This is a genomic window from Metabacillus arenae (assembly GCF_014773385.1).
Taxonomy (GTDB): Bacteria; Bacillota; Bacilli; order Bacillales; family Bacillaceae; genus Metabacillus_D; species Metabacillus_D arenae.
Map to the genome: position 1 here is coordinate 136,807 of NZ_JACXAI010000001.1, position 22,725 is coordinate 159,531.

Sequence of the window (22,725 nt, forward strand, 5' to 3'; positions counted from 1 at the left end):
TTCCAAAATGTTGCGAGGGGGCACCTAATATAATTGCTGCTATGATGCCCGGAAATTCTTATGGTGAATATAAAAACTCACTAACAAAAAAAGAAAAGCTGACCTCCTTTATGAAGGTCAGCGCGATAAAGCTATTAGCCTAAGTTACAGGTTTATCAGTAACATGAACATCTTCCGTTTTCTTGTTAAGCCCCTTCTTGCTCCAATAGGTAGCTAACAATGGACCGGAAAGGTTATGAAATACGCTGAAAATAGCACTTGGCACAGCTGCGAGCGGTGAAAAATGTATGGTTGCCAAGGCTGCACCAAGTCCTGAATTTTGCATACCTACTTCAATAGAAATCGCCCGCTGATCGGCTTCATCAAGCTTCAGCAATTTGGCAAGAAAATACCCGATGGCCAATCCTAAAAGATTATGCAAAATAACGACTAAAAAGATCAGAAATGCTGTTTCAACTAATCGTTCTTTACTGCCTGCCACAACAGCGGCTACAATAGCAACAATTGCCACAACTGATACAAGCGGGAGAGCTTTTGCTCCTTTTTCTACTTGCTTTTTAAATAACATTTTGGCTGCTAAACCCAGGAAAATTGGGACTAAAACGATGGTAACAATCGACAAAAATAAGTCTCCTGCGGAAACGGGTAACCACTTACTCGCAAACAGCAATGTTAAAGCAGGTGTTAGAAACGGGGCAATCAAGGTGGAAACAGATGTAATCGCCACAGAAAGAGCCGTGTTTCCTTTTGCCAAATACGTCATAACATTAGAAGCCGTACCACCTGGGCAGCAACCAACTAAAATGACACCAACCGCAATTTCAGGTGGAAGCTGCAAGGCAACTGACAGCACGTAAGCTAAAAGCGGCATGATGGTAAACTGGGCAAGAACACCGATCAACACTTTTTTCGGCTGTTTAAACACTGCTTTAAAATCAGCAACAGATAAGGTCATCCCCATTCCAAACATAATCACTCCAAGCAACAAAGGAATATAAGGGGCAATCCATACGAATCCGCCCGGGAATAAAAAGCCCAAAGCAGCCAAAAGCAAAACCCAAATCGCAAATGTATCTCCAGCAAACTTACTAGCTCTTTCTAAAGCTCTCAAAAATCAACACCTCCGGGATATAGTAAAACTTCGATTGTTCTAAAAATCAGATGACAAGAGGCTCTGATTTGTTCTCACCTCTGACCTCCAACCTCCTAACCTCTTAAGTAGTCCGGCTAACTCCTTAGGTAACGGATTCTCCTGAGGCGGATGTACCAGAGGTTATTTTCTAAGGGCCAAGGCCTTTTCTCATGTAAACGAATTCTGCCATCTGGCAGAATCTCTGGAAAATAACAACAAAAGCCGCCCTTTATTTCATGATTCTTATTTACATACTGATAACAAAAATGCAGCTTGCCCTCTTCTTTTTACAATCCAACAAGGGAGCCAAATAGAATTTCACCGCCGCTGTAAGCAGCGTGAAGAAGCTTTCGTTCTTGGCAGTAATAAAAGGTTATCCTCCATGGCACTTTTTCGTTATCAGTATTAGACACCGCTCGAAAAACGTTATCATGATAGGGAGTCAAGCTGTCCGCTTTCCAATTCAACATTCAAACATTATAACTTCAAAAACTATTTTTGTAAAATAAAAATTTTTAGAATTTTCACATTTAACCTTTTCTGCACTAAAATTTCTTTAAAATAAAAAAAGCCTGCAAAAAGCAGACTAGATTCTGAGTTTTTTACCCTCTTCCAGCTTGAAAGCCTGGATATTTAGTCATTCCGCCATCAGCATAAAGAGTAATACCCGTTACATAACTGGATTCGCTTGATGCAAGCCAGGCAGCAGCAGCCGCAATCTCTTCCGGCTTTCCTATGTATCCCATGGGAATTAAATCGACCACTCCTTTTTTCAGTTCAGGATCTGAAAATTTTTCAGCATTAATCGGCGTATCGATTGCACCAGGGCCGATATTATTAACACGGATGCCTTTTGGCGCGTATTCAAGTGCTAACGTTTCTGTCATTAATTTAATTCCGCCCTTACTTGAAGCATAATGAACAAAATGCGGCCAGGGGATCATTTGATGAACAGAGGACATGTTAATGATCGATCCTTTAATATTATGGTCAAGCATGTAGTTGATCGCTTCACGACATCCTAAAAAGGAACCGGTTAGGTTGGTAGAAATTACCTTATTCCAATCGTCAAGTGATAAATCTTCCGAAGGAACCTCATTTTCAATACCTGCATTATTAATCATTACATCTAAGGAACCAAAGGTATTTACAGCATGCGAAACGATTTTTTTCACATCATCTTCTCGTGTTACATCCCCTTGAACCTTTGTCACCTCTCCGCCCATTTCCTTGATTTCTTTTACAACAGCCTCTTCCTTTTGATCTTCAGAATGAAAATTGATGACAACCTTTGCCTTTTCCTCAGCAAACCGAATGGCCATCGCTTTTCCAATACCTGTTGCTGCACCAGTTATAAGCACAACTTTCCCTTCTAAATCTTGATACATAAATCTCATCCTCCTACTCTTTTGTATAGCCTAATAACACACCGCCAGCAATAATGAGCAAACAGCCAATGATTACATATACAATTTGTTTCCTTGTCGCTTTTTCATTTAAAAGAAAAATTCCGCCTAATGTCGAAATGACAATACCTGTTTGTGATAAAGAAAAGCTTGTGGCAACTCCGACAAGGGGAAGCGAAAGCAGTAAGCCAAGATTTCCTGCTGCCCAAATAAGGCCAGTCACTATATTTCGAAAAGCATAGCGGTTATAGGGGCGATGCTTAATTGTCAGAATTGTACCAGCTGCCACCATTCCGAGCGCCTGCGGCAAAATCGCTGCCCAGCCATTTATATCAAACCACCGGATAATGACAATATAGCCTACGTAACCGATAGTTGAAATCAACAGCTTCATCATTCCCCTTTTCAAATTCTTTTTATATTCTTCATCTTCTGCTTTTTGGCCCAAGGAAGTAAACACAACCCCGATAATAATGGCCAAAATGGCTATGCTTCCTAAGATAATTGTAGTTTGATTACTCCATTCATGAAAAACGAGGACACCAAACAAAGTGGTACCAAGCAATTGCATTCCTGTTGAGATCGGTAAGGTTTTGGATACTCCCATGTATTTAACACTGGTAAATTGATTTTTTTGGCCAACTGCCCAAAACAAACCTGAAATAAAACCAATAATCCAAACAAGCATACTCATTTCAGGTTGTGAAAAAATGAACACACCTATTGAAAAAAGAAGTGCACCCAAAGTGGTGCCAACAGTCTTACTATAATCATCTCCCCCCAGCTTAGAACTTACGAGCAAAATACTTCCCCACGTAACCGCGGGAATTAACGCTAATAAAATACCAATCATAATTCTTCACACTCTCAGTCTTAGTTGTGTTTATTTTCCTCAAAGTTGATAAAACTATCCGGTAAGTTTTTCTTACCCTGTAAAAAAGGTTTTTAATCCTAAAGAAATTATGCTAACTTGAAAGTAAACCTTCCATAAGTGGGTTTTCTTGGAGCCCGCCTAAGTTAGCTAGGGAAAATCAGAAATCTGCTTGCACCACTCCACCTATCTTCACAGCTAAAGTATGAGATTTTACTCCCCCGCCTAAAAGTTGGGTACATAATAAACAGAAGGAGATCGAAATGGAACAACTGCTTCTAAAAAAGGTACAAAATTCCTTTTTACAATATGGCCGCAATCTGAATATTGATCCGCTACTGCCTGAAGAAAAACAGTGGATACTCGAGAAATTAGAAAAAGCTAAATTGAAAGATCCATCTGCAGAATGGTATGAGCTGGTAGAAGATGTGGTATATGATTATGTGACGAACCAAGACGGGGAGTTTTGAAAACTGGGTAATAAAAAGCCAGCTTTCCAAAAGGAAAACCAGCTTAATTAAAGCTGCTATTTTTTATTAAATGATTTTCTGGCTATTTTTTCAAAAAAAGCTGGCATTAGTTGGTAGACAGCACTTCCCATATTCATCCAAGTTGGGAGATTAATTTCCCGCTTTGATGTAAACATACAAGCGATAATTTTATCAGCGACGACATCAGGCTCCAGCATCCATCGATCAATGTTCTTTACATACTTACCGCTTTTGTCAGCTATATCAAAAAACTCAGTTTTGATTGGTCCTGGATTTACTGCTGTTACAAAAATATTCGTGTCATGCAGCTCCATTCGTAAACTGTTCGTAAATCCTAAAACCGCATGCTTTGTCGCAGAATATAGACTTGATTTAGGTGTAGCCATTTTCCCAGCTTGGGAGGCAATGTTAATAATATGACCTTGATTTTGCTCAAGCATTTTAGGCAGCACCATTTTTGTGCAAGCAACTAGTCCGAAAACATTTACTTCAAACATGGCTTCCATTTCTTCAAGTGTAGCATCCACTACTTGATTGAACATCCCAAAACCAGCGTTGTTTACAAGTACATCGATATTTCCTAGCTCATGAAAGATTTGCAGAAATACTGTTTCAATTGAAGCTGGCTTTCTAACGTCCAATTGGTAATAAGGACAATCCATTTTATATTGTTTTTTTATATCCTCTGCTATTGCTCTTAACCGATCCTCTCTTCTGGCCGCAAGTATCGGCCTTCCCCCGCTTGCTGCTGCTTTACGGGCAATTTTTTCGCCAATTCCGCTTGATGCTCCAGTAATCAGAACGTTTTTTCCTTTAAGCTGATGAGACAAACATCTCCACCTCGTTTACTCTAATAAAGTGAATCTTCCAACAGCAGGGTTTTCTTCATCCCGACTGATGGTTTTAAATGAGGCCCACAGGATGTGGGTCACACAGACATTGCTATGGAAGTAGTGCTTTTACTTTTTTCGGACACCTGGGGCAGTTTTTTGCTTCCACTGAAGCCTGCGCCAGAAGGTTGTACTGACCGTTATGAGTGGGATAAAGAATAATAATCTACGTTATTTATGGCTTCCTTTTTAATTTCACCTATTTCTTCTAGATAGTCAAGCTGACCGATTGTTTCCGACATTGTTAACATAAGCTGCTTTATATATTCGGATGGAAAGAGCCTTGCACAAATTTCAAACGAGGTCATTGGCTTTTCTTTTAAATATGACAGGATGCTAAACGCTCTTTCCTTTTGTCTTTTCAACCGATAACGAATCAATCCATGTGAATTTTTGACCGTTTCTCCATGTCCTGGTAAAACTGTCTTAATCGGAATAGATAATAACCTTTTGAGTGATTCGTTATATTGAAGCTGGGGCCTCGGACGATCTTTTCCCTCCATAGGCGGCTCTAATAAAGGATTAGAAGAAACTTTCGGAAGCAACAAATCTCCGCCTATCAAAAGCCCTTCATTTTTATAAAACAAACTGATATGTGATTGGGCATGCCCTGGTGTTTCGAGTGATCTCCATCCTTTAAGACCTGGAACTTCATCTCCTTCTTCCAGAAATCGATCTAAATTTCGGTTACATGAGTACGCTAATATCCGGTCCACTAGTTTTAACTTAGATAAATAGCGTTCGGCAATTCCCGATTGCTTAAATACCTTTAGAAAAAATTGATTTTGCTCTTTCATAAAAACTTCGTTCCTTGAAATCCAAGGTTCATTATAACGATGTCCCAATACAGTTACATCCTGAATCAAGCATTCCAACATGGTCAGGGTGATGATGGGTTATAATAATCTGTTCGATATCATGAGCCTCATAAGGGGTGTCTTTAAGCTGTTCTAAAAAGGCGTGATAGGCTGCATCTGTTTTTGGACCAGCATCGACTAGTGTAAGAGAATCGCCGGCTATTAAATAGAGCCTGACATCCCCGACAGGAAACGGAGTAGGTAAAGTTAACGGATAAATTTTTTGATGGCTCATCATTTTTGTTTATTCCATCTCTCTTTTTTATTATTTTTATATAAAATAATATTTCCAAAATAAGTAATTTTTATCTCTTGTTAATAGTTAGCCCGAAGCCCGCAGGAGACGGCGCTCGTAGTCTGTGTTCCTTTTCCCGGACACCATATCATCTTACTATCTCCTGTTTTACCTTAGAAGCATGTTAATACGGGTTAAAATAAGCAGCTCTTTTATCTTCTTGTATTCTTTATATTTTACCTTTAATAAAGAGAAGTGTCATTATATTCAAATAATTAGGCAAAAATAAGTTTTTAATAACACTTGACAACAGCTTGTCCTGGGGAGGATAATGAGGAACAAATCAACTCGTTTAAGGAAATTTTATAAACTGATCAGCATTATTGGACAATATAAAGTAAGCAATGATAAGGAATAGTAAATCAAAAATGGTAACAAGAGAGTGAATTTCAGAGGCTGAAAGAATTCACAACCCGCTTTTTGGTCGAACCTGCCCTTAGAGCTGTTAGGAAAACCTAAACGAATCTCCCGCGTTAAGGGAGCTAAAGTTGAGTGTTCTATACACTAATGAGGGTGGTACCGCGGAAACCTTTTCGTCCTTTTTTACAGGATGAAAAGGTTTTTTTATTTTATTGTCAGAAAGTTTAAGTTAATTAAAGTATTAACGTGGCAAAGAGAGTAATCGTTGTCAAGTTCAGAGTGCTTGCACGCCTCTGAGCTTTCGTTCTATCCTACTAAAACCCTCACCTCGGGGAGACCTCTTAACTCTTTTGATGTGATAGTCTCCGCAGCAGATAGCAACGATGTTTAAAACAAATTTTTAATAAAAGGAGGATTTAATGATGAACAAAATTGCTTTTATTGGAGCAGGCTCAATGGCTGAAGCGATTATTCAAGGATTAATTGACGGGGGCATGTACCTGCCGGAGCAAATCATCGTTACAAACCGATCAAATATAGAGCGTTTAACCTATTTAAAAGAAGAATATGGAGTCAATATATCAGCAAATAAACAGCAAGTTGTCCAAGAGGCATCGATTGTGATGCTGGCGATGAAGCCAAAGGATGTATGTGAAGGAATTGAAAGTGTTCGAGAATATATCGGGGATCAACTCGTTATATCCGTTTTGGCAGGAATATCTATCCAAACTATTCAAGAAATATTCGGCAGCAATATACCGATCATTCGGTCCATGCCAAATACATCTGCCTCTATTAGAATGTCAGCTACAGCAATTGCCGCAAGTGATCGAGTTACAATGGAACAAATAAAAATAACAAAACACCTATTTGAAACAATCGGTTTAGTTACAGTTGTTGAAGAAGACCAGCTAGATGCAGTAACAGCACTTTCAGGAAGCGGACCTGCATACATTTACTATATGGTGGAATCATTGCAGGATTCAGCAGAGAAGCTGGGGCTTGAGCGGGAAGTGGCAAATAACTTAATCCTGCAAACACTGGCAGGTGCGGCTGAAATGCTTATGCAAACAAATAAACCAGCAGCTCTTCTCCGTCAGGAAGTGACTAGCCCTGGCGGAACAACGGAAGCAGGCATAAAAACACTCCAAAGTTATCACTTTAGTGAGGCTGTTATTCATTGTGTAAAACAGGCTGCGGTAAGGTCATGTGAATTAAAGGAAATGTTTCGCGACCAAGCAATGAAGGAAAAATCTCGAAGATAAGTCCTAACATATTTCACGAGCTTAAGTCTTCAAAACCATAAATAAAGCTGTCTGGGATTATCACCACAGACAGCTTTTCTTTTGCTATTCATTCACCTGAATTAACCTTTTCAAAGAGAGTCTTTAATGTAAACGTAAGCAATTTAGGAAGTGTCTCAAATGTATAGGGCAAGTGCAGCCTTTCCGTCCATTTATGTGGATCTCTTCCGACAGGGCCAACGTTTACAATCGGGATATTTAATGCCTTCATTTCATTAATAGGAAGAAAATAATCATTCCCATATAGCGGCATATTGGAAACAAGCTGTCCAATAGCATGATCTGAATCATTTAATTGTAAAAAGCTTAAATCAGACAACCCCGCAAAATAATTTTGATTGACAAGAGGAATGGAAAATTGATTTTTTGCATATTCAATTAAGCCCTCGACTGTTTGATTAATAAGCGGATCTTGACTAGAGGATACAGCAGGATAAAACGGCGGACTGTAAAACGTAACAATCATGGGTGAATGATCTTTGCAAAGTGCAGCGACCTCAGCAACAATCTTAGTAGAGAAATCACGATCCCCTATATCTCCCCGATTTGCCGATAAATAGTTTAACCGTCTCCCTACCTCGGCCTCCCCAAATTTGCTAATGGCTAACTTGACTAATTCATCATATGAAAAAACATGAATGGAGTAATCTCTATAATCAAACTGGACGAATTCCTGCATTTCTTTCACTCTATTTTTCATATACTTTTCAATATTTTCAGCCGCCTGCTCAGCTGTAGAAAATAACATTGCGTGCAGATCCTCTGCAGACCTTTTCATAACAAGTAAGTTAAATAGAGAAACAGAAGCATGCGGAATTTGAACAGAATATTGTTCCTTTAAATCCTTTTGCATCAAATTTGTCGGCGGAGGAGTAACTTCATCCTTAACCTTTTCGCAGAATTCTGAATTAAGTTCTAATAACCGATTGATCTCTGAGACCATTAAATTTGAGTTCAAACCTGAAAATGGTTCTCCCACATGGGTTTCAACACCGCTGCAATAAAACCCTGCAAGCACCTTTCCAATTGAGCCTGTATAAACATAATAGTTTTGATCGTTAGGATACCTCGCAAACATAGGCTCAGAGTTTACACATGCTGTGTACGAGAGGTTTTCTTTCAGCTTCATATCCTCCAGAACCGGCACAGCCCCAATCATACCTGCAGAATTGGCCTCTTCATCCGGGACTGTAAGCAGAAGGATATTCCCTTCAAACTCACCTTTCATCGCTTTTTCAAGCATAGAAAGCTGAACAGTTAATCCTGCTTTCATGTCCATTGTTCCACGACCGAACAGCCATTCCTGGCTTTCTGCATCCTTTCTTGCCGAATCTGGTAAAAGTTCTTTCCTAAGCAAAAATTCGCTTGTAAGCTCATGAGGCCTGAAAGCTAAATTCTTAAACTCTCCATAGTCCAAAACCTCAACGACATCAAAGTGACTAAGCAAAACAATTGTGTCAGATGTCGCTGGTTCCTTTTTCACTAGCGCTGATAAAAAATATCTTCCGTCACGCAAAGGATGCAGCTGTAAATACTCCGGATTCTCCCCAAAATAAGGAAAGTCTTTTAAAACATAATACAAGTATTCGGCTAGAGCCACCTCTCCCTCTGAACCAGTAATACTTGCATATTGGACGAGATCTGTTAACAAATCAATCATCTGTTCTTTTGTCTGCCATTTCTCGTTCATCAAATCACTCCCCTCGCCAATATTGTTATTAATTGTATACATTTTTGGAAATTTTTCAAGTTCTGTCCCCTCTTAATGAGCATTATCCCTCTGAAAAAAGAAAGAAAAGATGAATGTAAGAAATCAGAAGATGATCGTCTAGCATATTGTATGTTCAAAATCCCCATCTTCTCTTGTCCTTACTACTTTTTTAATAAAGCTTTTAAACATAAGACAAGATAAATGACTGATAACTACCTTCCTGTTATAATCACAGTGAAAAATAATTTCCGGAGGCGAAAATCTTGAAAACAAAACTTTTTGAACCTTACCGAATAAAAAATGTCGAGGTGAAAAATCGTCTCGTTATGTCCCCAATGTGCATGTATTCTTCTCATAATGAAAACGGAGTTGTCGAGGATTTCCATATGACTCATTATATAAGCCGTGCAGCAGGGCAAATCGGTCTCATTATGGTAGAGGCAACAGCTGTTACCCCAGAAGGCCGTATCTCCTCAAAAGATTTAGGCATTTGGAATGATGAGCATGTACCAAAACTAAAAGTGCTTGTAGAGGGTATTAAACAGTATAGAGCAAAAACAGCCATTCAGCTTGCACATGCTGGACGCAAAGCAACAGTTGATGGTGATATTTATGCTCCTTCTGCGATTGCGTTTAATGATAAAATGAAAACTCCTGTTGAAATGACTAAAAAAGATATTCAAAGAACAATCACTGCTTTTAAAAAAGGAGCAATAAGGGCCAAAGAAGCTGGCTTCGATATCATTGAAATCCATGGCGCTCATGGTTATTTAATTAATGAATTTTTATCCCCTCTTTCGAATAAACGGAACGATGAGTATGGTGGAAGTAAAGAAAATCGTTACAGATTCTTAAAGGAGATTATCGATGAGGTGAAAACAATATGGGAGGGTCCTCTTTTTGTCAGAATATCTGCTTTTGATTACCATGATGAAGGATTAAATATCGATGACTATGTTAAGTATGCAGCATGGATGAAAGAACAAGGTGTGGATTTAATTGATGTTAGTTCAGGGGCCGTAGTACCAGCTCAAATTCCTGTTTACCCTGGCTACCAAGTCAAGTTTGCCGAAAAAATCCGCAAGCAGGCCAATATTGCAACCGGGGCAGTGGGTCTTATCACACACGGAGTGCAAGCGGAAGAAATTTTGCAAAATGAGCGTGCAGATTTAATCTTTATAGCCCGTGAACTTCTCCGTGACCCTTATTTTGCTAGAACAGCTGCTAAACAGCTTGGCGAGGAAATTGAATCACCTGTTCAATATGAAAGAGGCTGGGGGGTCTAGAGGGGAGAAGTTAGAGGTAGGAATTGATGAAATCGGTGAAGGAGCCGGTTTCTTTTTTTATTATAAACAACTTTGAGTTAGTAAGGGGGGCTCAAGTTTTTTCATCAAGCTTCCTCCCCTCTCCTTACCTCAAAAGAAGCAAAATCATAGGCAAGATAGCTTTCTGAAAAATGGTCTCTCGCTTCCTTAATCAATTCCTGGCATAATTCTCCTTGATAGCGCGAACTTATGTGAGTTAAGATAAGCGTTTTTGCATTAGCCTCATTTGCGATTGCTGCTGCTTGGGAAGTTGTCGAGTGAAAATAATCAAAGGCTAAAGCTTCATCTTCTAAACCAAACGTTGCTTCATGCACTAATATATCAGCATCAGATGCTAATTCCAAACTTTGACGGCAAACTCTTGTGTCTCCCAAAATAGTCACTATTCTTCCTTTTTTTGAAGGACCTATGAAATCATGGCCATTGATCATTCTTCCATCCTCTAACATGACGACCTCCCCCTTTTTTATCTTTTGATAAATGGGGCCTGGTGCTATATTCATTTTTCGCAGCTTCTCAACAAGCAGCGGACCTGGCACATTTTTCTCGACCACCCGGTACCCATATGAAGGAATTCCGTGCTCGAGTTTTTTCACAATAACCTTAAATGTGTCATCTTCAAAAATGATGCCTTCTTCTATTTCAATAATCTCAAGCGGGTATTTCACGTAAGTACAGCTGACTCTCAATGTTACCTCAACAAATTCTTTAATTCCTTTCGGTCCATAAATAGTGAGTTTCGATTCCCCCCCTTGAAATGAGCGGCTCCCAATTAGTCCCGGCAATCCATAGATATGGTCCCCATGCATATGAGTGATAAAAATCTTTTCGATTTTACGAGGTTTAATTGATGTATGTAAAATTTGATGCTGTGTTGCTTCTCCGCAATCGAACAACCATACTGCCCTTCTCTCCTCAAGCAGCTGCAAGGCTACCGAACTAACATTTCGTTCTTTTGCCGGTATCCCTGCCCCAGTCCCTAAAAATAATAAATTCACCTTAACTCCTCCACAATACGATACTAAATCGTGATAGTCCGCATTACTTTATAAAAAGCATACATGAATAGAGAGCAAAGGGCTAATAAAACAACCCTTTGCTAATCTTGTTTTTTCAGCACTTCCTGCAAGGAAACTCTAGTAAGCTTCCTCTTTGAAATCGCAAGCGAAAACCAATAAATAAAGTAGATAATCAGAAAATCTCCAAGAACATGATCGGCTGAATTTCAGCTGGCAGCGTAAAGCTTGTTTCTTCTGCGATACTCTTCATCATTGTTTCAAAACTGAAAATCCCCAATGGAACACCCAATAAATAAGCGAAAATGACAACTGGAGTGTAAAGATTAAGCATGAGGCTGGAAATTCTTTTATTTTCATATCCTATCACTTTAAGCAAGGCAATAGTTGATGTGTTTTCTTCAATCATCAAGTTGGTTACGAGGCGAATGATAATAAAGCCGATAACAAAAGCAAAGGCACTAATGATGATAATCGAATACCTCATCGGCCCGATTAAAGCCTCAAAAGCATCAATCATGGCATGCTGATCTTCAACAGTTAAAATATTTTTCTAATCATCCGGATTTTCAATAGACCAGATACCAGTATATCCATTTTCAGGAATTCCAATAAATTTATTAACAATGATTTTTTCTAAGTAAACTTGATTGCCTATATAAATATCAGCTATCCCTTTTATAATCCATGTTTCTTCTTTATTTGTCCAATCATTCTTTAGCGTAATGGAATCCACCTTGATCAGGCTTGTCGATTCCACCTAGAACATTTAATACCTGAACCAGAAGGTCCTAAAATAACTACAAATTCTCCGCTGTCAACTACTAAAGAGAGCTTTTTTAATGCTTGAACAGAGACTTCACCAGCGATACGTTTTTGAAAGTTCTTTAATTTGAATACCCAAAACTGTCACCCCATTTAAAATATGAAATAAAATAAACGATCTATTTCATTTCTTTATTTTACTCTCTTCTTAAAATGCTTCAATATATTTTGTAATATTTTTAGTTTATTATTTCAAAAAATAAATAAAATGACATTTTAAAAAATTTTTTATTTCAAATGTTTGCTTTGTTCGTAAATTACCTATAAAATTATGTAGTTGAACAGGTTACTTATTTAAATTGTCTTAAAAAAGTGAGGTACTTTCAGTGAATATTGAACATAACCCAAAGGCTGTAATAGTCATCTTCGGGGCAACCGGAGATTTAGCAAAAAGAAAATTATTTCCATCTATATACCGTTTGTTTCAAAATAAAAAAATCGGCAGAGAATTTTCTGTTGTCGGAGTAGGCAGAAGAGCCTGGACAAATGACTTTTTTAGAGAGAACGTGAAAGAGTCAATCGAAAGCTCTATTCATGCTCCTGAAGCACTTGAGGAATTTTCTTCTCATTTTTACTATCATCCATTTGACGTGACGAACCCCTCTTCTTATTTGGAACTAAAAGACGTATTACATAATTTAGATCAGAAGTACGATATCCCTGGAAACCGAATGTTCTATCTTGCGATGGCGCCAGAATTCTTCGGAACTATTGCTTCAAATCTAAAGAAAGAGGGTCTTACAGATACTCAAGGTTGGAGCCGTCTAGTCATTGAAAAGCCGTTTGGCCATGATCTGCCAAGTGCCGAGCAATTAAATAACGAAATCCGTGAAGCCTTTTCAGAGGATCAAATTTATCGAATCGACCATTATTTAGGGAAAGAAATGGTGCAAAATATTGAAGTCATCCGCTTTGCTAATGCTATTTTTGAGCCGCTCTGGAATAGTCGCTTTATCTCAAATATTCAAATTACATCAAGTGAGTCATTAGGAGTAGAAGACCGTGGACGTTATTATGAGAAATCAGGAGCATTAAGAGATATGGTGCAAAATCATCTGATACAGATGGTTGCCCTTCTTGCAATGGAACCTCCCATCAAATTAACAACCAATGAAATCCGCTCCGAAAAAGTAAAAGTGCTGCGGGCTCTCCGTTCAATTAGCGGAGGAGAAGTGAATGATTTCTTTGTTCGCGGTCAATACGGAACTGGTCAAATGAACGGAAAAGAGCTGCCAGGCTATCGTGAGGAAAACAATGTAGATGATATCTCAAATACAGAGACATATGTTGCCGGGAAATTAATGATTGATAACTTCCGCTGGGCAGGAGTACCATTTTATATTCGGACTGGAAAACGAATGGCTGCCAAATCAACAAAGATCGTCGTTCAGTTTAAAGATATTCCTATGAATCTCTATTACCGAGATGGAGAAAATTTGGATCCAAACCTTTTGGTTATTCATATTCAGCCTGATGAAGGCATTACACTGCATTTAAATGCTAAAAAAAGCGGCGGTGGTATTTTCACCCAACCAATTAAAATGGACTATTGTAATAATTGTATTGATGGAATTAATACGCCTGAAGCTTACGAGAAATTAATATATGATTCACTTTGCGGTGATGCAACAAATTTCACACATTGGGATGAAGTAGCTCTATCATGGAGCTTTGTCGACTCGATTTCAGAATATTGGCAAACGCAGATAGCTGACTTCCCTAACTATGCATCTGGTTCAATGGGCCCTAAAGCAGCAGACATGCTCTTAGAAAAAGACGGTTTTCACTGGTGGCCGATAACCGATATCGTTGAAGAATAGGCTTGTTAATGAAAAGAAGAGAATGGTTTGGATCTTAAACGATTTGATGAATCATAAATCATTGATGGAGAGAGTCCATTTTGTGAAGCAAAGCACAAATCCTGTGCAAGAGGAATCGTCATGTCAACCCATTTTGTCATTTAAACATTAATGAAAAAGACAGTGTAGTTGCTGAGAACACTCTATCCAAGCATTCCAAAAAGAGATCTTGGTGACGATGATTGACAAGCACAACGAACAGGAAAAAGCAATTATAGAACTATAAAAAAACAGAGTTTTCATTAACTCTGTTTTTTATAGCTTCCAGAAATTTTAAGTTGATCGCATTAAATGTTCAGCTGCAGCGCTACCCTCCTGGAGTCACAAGCCAATCAACACTGCACGTTTGGTTTGAGAAGGAAACCGGACAGTGATAAAGTTGAGAATTGTTACCGAAAATACAAGAACTGGGACTTATATAAGAAATCTCGCTCATTACAGAGTCGGCACAAAAAAGTTTTACTTGGCTTGTAAAAAGAGTATTTGGATCATATACATTAAAACTTCGCTCAAACCACTCAACACTGGCTCATTCGACTAGGAAACCAGACAAAAATAGCCGACCCGCTATTGAGAAATCTTGGGTCAGCTATCTTGAATTAATTTCTCCAGTGAGCCTTAATGAAATCATCCCTGCCAGACTTTTTCCGGTCTCCCTTATATTCGTTTGGCTCCTTTTTATAGAAATCTTGATGATAATCCTCAGCAGAATAAAAAGCTGCTGCATTCAAAATATTTGTAACAATTGGTTTAGTAAATTTCCCGCTCTTTTCGACCTCTAGAAGAGATTGTTCTGCTAAAGCTTTTTGCTCTTCTGAATGATAAAAAATAGCTGTTCGATATTGATCTCCACGATCATGAAATTGCCCCCCATCATCTGTAGGATCAATTTGGGGCCAGAATAATTCTAATAATTTTTGATAAGGAAAAAGAATTGGATCAAATTCAATCTGCACCACTTCATAGTGGCCTGATGTACCTGTTTTTACTTCATCATACGTTGGATTTTCAATATGGCCCCCCATATACCCTGAAGTTACCCGATTAATTCCAGGCAGTTCATCAAATGGTTGAACCATACACCAAAAACAGCCCCCTGCAAATGTTGCTAGCTGATACTTGTTTTCCATTTTGATCCCTCCCAATTTGAAAAGCGAAAAACATTAGTCCTCCGGTGACAAGCATTCGAGCGAGCTTCACAGATTCCTTTCTGTGAAGATTGTTCTTGTGACCTCATGTGGACTAAGCGCCGCAGCTGGACAACAACATCCTTTCTTACCCTATTAAAAAACAGCCAAAACCTATAATGGAATTGGCTGTTTTCATCCTATTATTTCGACATCCACTCTGTATGGAAGATACCTTCTTTATCAACTCGCTGATACGTATGAGCACCAAAGTAATCCCGTTGTGCTTGAAGCAGGTTTGCCGGCAGCGTTTCTGTTCTGTAGCTGTCATAATAGGCAAGTGCTGCAGAGAAGCAAGGTACCGGTACGCCTCTTTCAATTGCAACCGCAATCGTTTTACGTAGTGACCCTTGATAGCTTTCTACTATTTCTTTGAAGTAAGCATCTAATAGAAGGTTTGTAAGGTCACCGTCACGGTCGTATGCTTCTTTAATTTTTTGTAAAAACGCCGCACGGATAATGCAGCCGCCACGGAAAATCATAGCAATTTCCCCATATTTCAAGTTCCAATCATACTCTTCAGACGCTGCTCTCATTTGAGCAAACCCTTGAGCATAAGAACAAATCTTACTCATATAAAGAGCTTTGCGAACAGCTTCAATTAATTCTTGCTTTTCTCCGTCAAACGCTTTATGATCTGGACCGGACAGGACTTTGCTTGCTTTTACACGCTCGTTTTTCATTGCTGAAATAAAACGAGCGAATACGGATTCAGTAATAATTGGCAGAGGAACTCCTAAATCCAAAGCAATTTTGCTTGTCCATTTACCTGTTCCTTTTTGACCAGCTGTATCTAAAATCATATCAACTAGTGGCTTGCCAGTTTCTTCATCTGTTTTTGTAAAAATATCAGCCGTAATTTCAATTAAGTAGCTGTCTAATTCGCCTTTATTCCAGTCAGCAAACACTTCATGCAGCTCTTGAGCCGATAGCCCAAGAACATTTTTCAGAATAAAGTATGCTTCAGAAATTAATTGCATATCACCATATTCGATTCCGTTATGGACCATTTTCACATAATGTCCGGCTCCATCTGGGCCAATATAAGTTGTACAAGGCTCTCCGTCAACTTTAGCAGAGATTGCTTCAAGGATAGGCTTAACTAGCTCATGAGCCTCTTTCTGCCCTCCTGGCATGATAGATGGCCCTTTAAGCGCTCCTTCTTCCCCGCCAGAAACACCTGTCCCGATAAAATGGATTCCGCTTTCAGCCAGCATTCTATTACGGCGCTGAGTATCTTCGAAATATGTATTTCCACCATCAATTAAGATATCACCTTTATCTAAATGAGGAAGCAGTGAATCAATCGTCGCATCTGTTGGAGTACCCGCCTTAACCATAAGTAGAATTTTGCGAGGTGTTTCCAGTGACTGTACAAATTCTTCAATGCTGAATGTACCTACAACGTTTTTGCCCTCTGATTCTTTTAGAAACTCTTCTGTTTTTTCAGAAGATCGGTTGAATACGGAAATGGAAAATCCTCGGCTTTCAATATTTAAAGCTAAGTTTTTACCCATTACAGCTAAACCAATTACACCAATTTGTTGTTTTGCCATTGCTTCGCGTCCCTTCTTGAATCTAATTCATATATTTACAAGCTTGAAAATAACATAAATAACAAGCTATTTTCAAGTTATTGCCCTTGAATTCAATTGTATTAAGGAAAAGCTCGGCGCGCCTTGCATAACCTTGAATCAGCTCTCTAGGGGTTATGAGCTGGAGCTAGACACCGATAATTTACCTATATACTATACGTAAATATTTTACTTAACTTAATCTTTTTTATCTCTCAAAAAATCTTTATTAAAACTTGTTTCGCTTGTTTCATTGTGTTGTGTGTTTGTCTTTATTCCTTTAATAAGAAGATTATCTCCATATTTCTTATTAATTTTTGCTATTACATTCAGAATTGGCTCTTCTCCTGCATCTGTCTCAAACGAAAATAAATCAAGCTGCTTATATGCTTCCTGCTTTTCAATAAGATCTGTACTCGTAATTCCAAGGAGACGAATCGGCTCCCCTTCCCAATGCAGCTCAAAAAGCTTTTTTGCTTGAAGGAAAATCTCTTCTTCCTGACTGATTGGATTGTTCAATTTTTCGCTTCTAGTAACTGTCCGGCGGTCCCCATACCGTATTGTGATAAAGATACGTGTTCCCAGAACCTCTTTTCTTTTCAGCCTGTTACTTACAGATTGTGATAATCTTTTTAAAACAGCTAAAAGCTCGTGTTCATTTGAACTATCTTTGGGGAGTGTAGTGGAGTTTCCAACACTTTTAAATTCATAAATTGATTCAGGGTCAACGGGTCTTTGGTCAAGACCGTTTGCTCTTTTTTTAAGACGCTCTCCGTTCACTCCTAAAAGGGACTTTAATTGGATCGTATCTGCCGCAGCTAAATCTTTGATCGTTAAAATATTAAGTGTCTTTAACTTTTCAGCTGTTTTTTCTCCTACTCCATGCATCTCTCCGACCAGCATTGGCCATAATTTTTCCTGTATCTCTCTTTTTCGCAATACAGTAATTCCCATTGGCTTTTTCATGTTGGAAGCCATTTTTGCTAAAAACTTATTTGGTGCTATCCCAATACTTGAAGGAAGCAGCAGCTCCTCCATTAAACGTGATTGAATTTCACGGGCGATAACAAGAGGATTTTTGTCAGTTGAGATGTCTGTAATATCAATATAACCCTCATCAATAGAGACTGGTTCCACAAGAGAGGTATATTCCCTTAAAAGGGTAAACATCGCTTTTGAGGCTTGCCGGTAGCGATCAAAGTTAGGTTTTTTTACAATAAGCTCTGGACACAATTTCCTCGCCTGCCATAAAGGCATGGTGGTTTTCACACCCTTTGCCCTGGCTTCATAGCTGCATGTGACAATTATTCCTTTTCTTTCCTCTGGATTGCCTGCTATAGCAAGGGGCTTCCCATTTAAAGCAGGGTCGAATGCCATTTCAACGGATGCATAGAAGCTGTTCATATCAATATGAAAAATGATTCTCCCATGAACTTGATTCGTTTTCATTTGATATCCACCCCGAATCTATAACAATAATACCATATATTTTATTATTTGTTCGAATAAGCGAGCAGACAATTATTAACATACTATAAGCCAGTTATTTTCACCCTTTAGTAAGGACAATTTCCTTTGGACTTAAACAATTAAGTATTTGAGGGAGGTGAATAGGATTCTAGTCTTAAAATAAGCCAATTGGCTCCTTCCTGAGCGAATCTCTTCCGACAACACTCTTTTACACGTTAATACTTTAATTAGCTTAAATTTTCTGATCTTATAAGAAAAACGCTACGCGTCATTCTGAAGGTGTGAGGTCGGAGGTGGAAATTGTTGCAATCAGCGAAAGAGATGATTTTTTTTCTATACTCTTTAACCAGTTCTTTAGGGTGCTCGCGTCATTTTGGCCATATTTCAAACGATTTCTGTTTTTTCATTCCATAACAAATAGCTTTTTGCTCTTGATTATCCACCGATCGTTTACTTATCTTCGATTTTTCCCCTTATATCTTCGAAATCTGAAATTTATCTTCGAAATCGGCAGACTTATCTTCGAAAATTTCAAAATATCGATTATTCGACATAAATCATCAAATCTAAGTAGTATACAGATTACAAATATTGTTATTAAACCGCCAATAATGAGATGACATATAAATTCTGATATTATAAGTAAAGCGCAAGGCGCTAGTCCTTTGGCGACAAGCATAAGACGTGCCGGCAGAAAGGTTGTTCTTTAACCTTTTTGACGGATTGGCTTATGACTTAAGGGCCGATGGCGCCTGGAGTGGACAATGATAATTAACTTTAATGCGTTAATACTTTAATTTACTTAAATTCTCAGAAAACATGAAAAAAGCTTGAATGCACAAATACATTCAAGCCTTAATCATCATTAATTACCTTTTGCCACTTCTTCAATAACAGCAACGACCAGTTCTGCCGTTTTCACTAACTCCTCAATGGGCATTCTTTCATTTGTAGTATGGATTTCTTCATAGCCGACTGCAAGGTTAACGGTTGGAATTCCGTGTCCGGCAATGACGTTTGCATCACTGCCTCCACCGCTTTTTAACAATTCACTTGTCCGTCCAATGCTTGCTGCAGCTCTCCTCGCTACCTCTACTACATGATCGCCTTCGCCAAATTTGAAGCCGGGATACATAACTTCAACCTCTACCTCCGCTTTTCCACCCATATCAGTTGCGACTGTTTCAAATGCGGATTTCATTTTATCTACCTGTGCTTCCATCTTTTCAGCTACTAATGAACGCGCCTCAGCAAGAATTTCAACATGGTCACATACGATATTTGTTTGTGTGCCGCCTTCAAACCGCCCGATGTTTGCGGTCGTTTCTTCATCAATCCGTCCAAGTGGCATTTTTGCAATCGCCTTAGCTGCAATCGTTATGGCAGATACCCCTTTTTCAGGAGCTACCCCAGCATGCGCTGTTTTACCAAGAATCGTTGCACGAATTTTCGCTTGAGTAGGAGCTGCTACGATAATATTGCCGACTTTGCCATCACTATCAAGTGCGTATCCAAATTTAGCTGTCATCAATTTAGGATCCAATGCTTTTGCCCCGACTAATCCAGATTCTTCACCAGCTGTGATGACAAATTCGATTTTACCATGTGGTATATTATTTTCTTGCAGGACACGAACAGCTTCAAGCATCGCTGCAAGTCCTGCTTTATCATCCGCCCCTAAAATAGTTGTTCCGTCCGTTACAATAAACCCATCTTCAATAGCTGGCTTTACTCCTTTTCCCGGAACAACTGTATCCATATGGGACGTAAAATATATTGGATCAACATTTTCTTTAGTAGCTTCTAGTGTACAAACAAGATTTCCGGCTTCATGACCTGTTACACCTGTTGTATCGTCTTCTACAACCTTCAAACCTAATTCAGAAAATTTTTCTTTTAAAACGCTTGAAATTTTTGCTTCGAATTTTGTTTCTGAGTCTACTTGAACAAGTTCTAAAAATTCATCTACTAATCGATTTTGGTTAATCATTTCAATTCCCTCCGTTTGATTTGAATGATGTTAGAGCGGTATATTGCCATGTTTTTTTGTAGGTCTGTTTTCTTTTTTTGTACTTAACATATCCAATGCTTGGATCAGTTTGATTCTTGTTTCCCGAGGATCGATAACATCATCCACCATTCCCTGGCTTGCTGCCACATATGGATTGGCAAATTTCTCGCGGTATTCCTTGATTTTTTTTGCTCTTGTCTCTTCAGGATCAGAGCTTTCATTAATATCTTTTGCAAAAATAATGTTGGCAGCTCCCTGAGGGCCCATTACTGCAATTTCTGCATTGGGCCAAGCGTATACTAAATCAGCCCCAATCGATTTACTATTTAACGCTACATATGCACCGCCGTATGCCTTTCTTAGAATCACTGTAATCTTAGGAACGGTTGCCTCTGAATAGGCATATAATATTTTTGCCCCATGACGGATAATTCCGCCATGCTCTTGCTTCACACCAGGAAAAAACCCGGTGACATCCTCAAATGTGATCAGCGGGATGTTAAAGGAATCACAAAACCGGATAAATCTCGCCGCTTTGTCAGAAGAGTCAATGTCTAGTCCTCCAGCCATATATTTTGGCTGATTACAGACAAGCCCTACCACTCTTCCTTTTATCCTAGCAAAGCCAACGACGATATTTTTCGCAAAGTTTTGCTGCACTTCAAAAAATGTTGAGTCATCAACTACCTCTTGAATAACCGAGCGGACATCATATGGACGTACCGCATCAAATGGAATCATTTCTGTTAAATCCGGACGATAATCTTTCTGTTCTTCGGTCTCTATCACCGTTGCTTGTTCCTCATTATTTTGCGGCAAATAAGAAAGCAGCTTTCGAACCTGTGAAAGAACCTCAGTCTCTGTTTTTCCGGAAAAATGGGCATTTCCGCTAATTGAATTATGTACTGCTGCTCCTCCTAAATCCTCGGAGCTAATTTTTTCTCCGGTGACTGTTTCAATGACTTTAGGACCTGTAATAAACATTTGGCTTGTTTTCTCTACCATAAAAACAAAGTCAGTAATAGCTGGTGAATAAACCGCTCCACCTGCACATGGCCCTAATACAACCGAAATTTGAGGGATGACTCCTGAATAAATGGAATTCCTGTAAAAAATCTGACCATACCCATCTAATGATACCACACCTTCTTGTATACGAGCACCGCCCGAGTCATTCAATCCAATAAAAGGAGTTCCATTTTGTGCTGCAAGATCCATAACCGCCGCAATTTTTCTTGCATGCATTTCTCCTAAAGCCCCACCAAAAACGGTAAAATCCTGAGAGAAAAGATAGATCGGCCGCCCATGAACCTTTCCATATCCAGTAACTACCCCATCACCTGGTCCTTTTTTATCCTCTAGACCAAAATCATTGCAGCGATGTTCAATAAAAGGGTTCAGTTCAACAAATGTTCCTTTGTCAACTAACAAATCGATACGCTCTCTGGCGGTAAGCTTCCCTTTTTCATGCTGCTTCGTAATTTTCTCGTCACCTCCGCCTAATTCCACTTCACGGCGTTTATCATATAATTCGTTGATCTTTTCATATATATCCCCTGTCATGAACATCCACCTCCACGCTTTTCACACAATTCAACTAAAACGCCGTTCGTCCCTTTTGGGTGCATGAAGGCAATGTTCGCTCCACCTGCTCCTTGACGTGCAGCTTCATCGATCATCGGTATACCATTTTTAATAAACTCTTCAATTCTATCTTCTATTTTGTCTACACCGATTGCAAGGTGATGAATTCCTTCTCCACGTTTGTCAATAAACTTGGCGACAGCACTTTCATTGCTTGTTGGTTCCAAAAGCTCAATTTTACTTTCTCCAATTTGAAGGAAAGCAACTTTAACCCTTTGTGATTCGACTACCTCTTCTCCAAGAAAGGTAAGCCCCAATGTCTTTTCATAAAAAGGCAGCACCTCTTTGATTGATCGTACAGCTACCCCTATATGGTCGATTTTTTTCCCCATGATGATCTCTCCCTTTGTGTTATGAAATCGAATTCAAACCATATATATCTTCTCCGCTAAAGACGAAAAACCCTCCATTTTAACAGGAATACTTCATATATCGACATGATTATTTCTTGTCCGAGTGCTAAATTCACGATAAAATAATGATATGCTTAGAAATAG

21 protein-coding genes, 1 pseudogene and 1 other annotated feature are annotated in these 22,725 nt (G+C 38.9%); of the genes and pseudogenes, 5 read left to right on the forward strand and 17 right to left on the reverse strand.

Annotated features, from left to right (window positions below; genetic code table 11):
- Positions 1-139 precede the first annotated feature (139 nt).
- The 4 genes from IC621_RS00715 to IC621_RS00730 all read right to left on the reverse strand — a co-directional run bounded on the left by IC621_RS00715 (position 140) and on the right by IC621_RS00730 (position 3,388).
- Positions 140-1,111: a bile acid:sodium symporter family protein gene (locus IC621_RS00715; protein ID WP_191154748.1), complete on the reverse strand. Its 972-nt coding sequence runs from the start codon at positions 1,109-1,111 to the stop codon at positions 140-142.
- 308 nt (positions 1,112-1,419) lie between these two features.
- Positions 1,420-1,602, reverse strand: coding sequence for a hypothetical protein (locus IC621_RS00720; protein ID WP_191154749.1), 183 nt, complete (start codon positions 1,600-1,602; stop codon positions 1,420-1,422).
- Positions 1,603-1,734: 132 nt separating this feature from the next.
- Positions 1,735-2,520 carry a glucose-1-dehydrogenase gene (locus IC621_RS00725; protein WP_191154750.1) on the reverse strand — a complete coding sequence of 262 codons (786 nt, stop codon included), beginning with the start codon at positions 2,518-2,520 and terminating at the stop codon, positions 1,735-1,737.
- A gap of 13 nt (positions 2,521-2,533) precedes the next feature.
- Positions 2,534-3,388: a GRP family sugar transporter gene (locus IC621_RS00730; protein WP_191155048.1), complete on the reverse strand. Its 855-nt coding sequence runs from the start codon at positions 3,386-3,388 to the stop codon at positions 2,534-2,536.
- Between the two features lie 284 nt (positions 3,389-3,672).
- On the opposite strand from IC621_RS00730, the gene IC621_RS00735 reads away from it, so the two are divergent.
- Positions 3,673-3,879 carry a YqzH family protein gene (locus tag IC621_RS00735; protein WP_191154751.1) on the forward strand — a complete coding sequence of 69 codons (207 nt, stop codon included), beginning with the start codon at positions 3,673-3,675 and terminating at the stop codon, positions 3,877-3,879.
- 56 nt (positions 3,880-3,935) lie between these two features.
- Here the strand turns inward: IC621_RS00735 and IC621_RS00740 are convergent, their stop codons facing one another.
- The 3 genes from IC621_RS00740 to IC621_RS27120 all read right to left on the reverse strand — a co-directional run bounded on the left by IC621_RS00740 (position 3,936) and on the right by IC621_RS27120 (position 5,885).
- Entirely contained in the window at positions 3,936-4,730 is a 795-nt protein-coding gene (locus IC621_RS00740) for an SDR family NAD(P)-dependent oxidoreductase (RefSeq protein WP_191154752.1), read from the reverse strand.
- A 200-nt stretch (positions 4,731-4,930) separates the two neighbouring features.
- A complete protein-coding gene (locus IC621_RS00745) occupies positions 4,931-5,635 on the reverse strand; it encodes an MBL fold metallo-hydrolase (protein WP_396652953.1) in 705 nt (234 codons plus the stop codon).
- Positions 5,619-5,885, reverse strand: a complete 267-nt coding sequence (locus IC621_RS27120; RefSeq protein ID WP_396652954.1) for an MBL fold metallo-hydrolase — start codon at positions 5,883-5,885, stop codon at positions 5,619-5,621. Before IC621_RS27120 ends, IC621_RS00745 begins: the two co-directional genes overlap by 17 nt.
- A gap of 392 nt (positions 5,886-6,277) precedes the next feature.
- Positions 6,278-6,486, forward strand: a binding site (T-box leader).
- A gap of 238 nt (positions 6,487-6,724) precedes the next feature.
- On the opposite strand from IC621_RS27120, the gene proC reads away from it, so the two are divergent.
- Positions 6,725-7,567, forward strand: a complete 843-nt coding sequence (gene proC, locus IC621_RS00750) for a pyrroline-5-carboxylate reductase (protein ID WP_191154753.1) — start codon at positions 6,725-6,727, stop codon at positions 7,565-7,567.
- An 88-nt stretch (positions 7,568-7,655) separates the two neighbouring features.
- Here proC and IC621_RS00755 read toward each other — a convergent pair whose 3' ends face one another.
- Positions 7,656-9,296 (reverse strand): M20/M25/M40 family metallo-hydrolase, encoded by a 1,641-nt coding sequence (locus tag IC621_RS00755; protein WP_191154755.1) that lies wholly within the window; start codon positions 9,294-9,296, stop codon positions 7,656-7,658.
- Positions 9,297-9,580: 284 nt separating this feature from the next.
- Between IC621_RS00755 and namA the strand changes: the two genes are divergently transcribed.
- Entirely contained in the window at positions 9,581-10,603 is a 1,023-nt protein-coding gene (gene namA / locus IC621_RS00760) for an NADPH dehydrogenase NamA (RefSeq protein ID WP_191154757.1), read from the forward strand.
- 104 nt (positions 10,604-10,707) lie between these two features.
- On the opposite strand, the gene rnz is transcribed toward namA, so the two are convergent.
- From rnz to IC621_RS00775, 3 genes are all read right to left on the reverse strand, one after another.
- Positions 10,708-11,640 (reverse strand): ribonuclease Z, encoded by a 933-nt coding sequence (gene rnz, locus IC621_RS00765; RefSeq protein WP_191154759.1) that lies wholly within the window; start codon positions 11,638-11,640, stop codon positions 10,708-10,710.
- A 193-nt stretch (positions 11,641-11,833) separates the two neighbouring features.
- Positions 11,834-12,178 carry an FtsX-like permease family protein gene (locus tag IC621_RS00770; protein ID WP_191154760.1) on the reverse strand — a complete coding sequence of 115 codons (345 nt, stop codon included), beginning with the start codon at positions 12,176-12,178 and terminating at the stop codon, positions 11,834-11,836.
- A 33-nt stretch (positions 12,179-12,211) separates the two neighbouring features.
- Positions 12,212-12,418 (reverse strand): hypothetical protein, encoded by a 207-nt coding sequence (locus tag IC621_RS00775; RefSeq protein ID WP_191154762.1) that lies wholly within the window; start codon positions 12,416-12,418, stop codon positions 12,212-12,214.
- Positions 12,419-12,809: 391 nt separating this feature from the next.
- On the opposite strand from IC621_RS00775, the gene zwf reads away from it, so the two are divergent.
- Both zwf and IC621_RS00785 read left to right on the forward strand, forming a co-directional pair.
- Positions 12,810-14,303 carry a glucose-6-phosphate dehydrogenase gene (gene zwf / locus IC621_RS00780; protein ID WP_191154764.1) on the forward strand — a complete coding sequence of 498 codons (1,494 nt, stop codon included), beginning with the start codon at positions 12,810-12,812 and terminating at the stop codon, positions 14,301-14,303.
- Between the two features lie 22 nt (positions 14,304-14,325).
- Positions 14,326-14,441, forward strand: a pseudogene (locus IC621_RS00785) (YpiB family protein); the annotation flags it as partial.
- 500 nt (positions 14,442-14,941) lie between these two features.
- Here the strand turns inward: IC621_RS00785 and msrA are convergent.
- From msrA to mce, 6 genes are all read right to left on the reverse strand, one after another.
- Positions 14,942-15,472: a peptide-methionine (S)-S-oxide reductase MsrA gene (msrA, locus tag IC621_RS00790; RefSeq protein WP_191154766.1), complete on the reverse strand. Its 531-nt coding sequence runs from the start codon at positions 15,470-15,472 to the stop codon at positions 14,942-14,944.
- 200 nt (positions 15,473-15,672) lie between these two features.
- Positions 15,673-17,085, reverse strand: a complete 1,413-nt coding sequence (gene gndA, locus IC621_RS00795; RefSeq protein WP_191154768.1) for an NADP-dependent phosphogluconate dehydrogenase — start codon at positions 17,083-17,085, stop codon at positions 15,673-15,675.
- A 216-nt stretch (positions 17,086-17,301) separates the two neighbouring features.
- Positions 17,302-18,552, reverse strand: coding sequence for a DNA polymerase IV (locus IC621_RS00800; RefSeq protein WP_191154770.1), 1,251 nt, complete (start codon positions 18,550-18,552; stop codon positions 17,302-17,304).
- Positions 18,553-19,438: 886 nt separating this feature from the next.
- On the reverse strand, positions 19,439-20,563 hold the full coding sequence (locus IC621_RS00805; RefSeq protein ID WP_191154772.1) for a M20/M25/M40 family metallo-hydrolase: 1,125 nt from the start codon (positions 20,561-20,563) through the stop codon (positions 19,439-19,441).
- 30 nt (positions 20,564-20,593) lie between these two features.
- Positions 20,594-22,147, reverse strand: a complete 1,554-nt coding sequence (locus IC621_RS00810; protein ID WP_191154773.1) for an acyl-CoA carboxylase subunit beta — start codon at positions 22,145-22,147, stop codon at positions 20,594-20,596.
- Positions 22,144-22,560: a methylmalonyl-CoA epimerase gene (gene mce / locus IC621_RS00815; protein WP_224752232.1), complete on the reverse strand. Its 417-nt coding sequence runs from the start codon at positions 22,558-22,560 to the stop codon at positions 22,144-22,146. Before mce ends, IC621_RS00810 begins: the two co-directional genes overlap by 4 nt.
- Between the last annotated feature and the right edge of the window lie 165 nt (positions 22,561-22,725).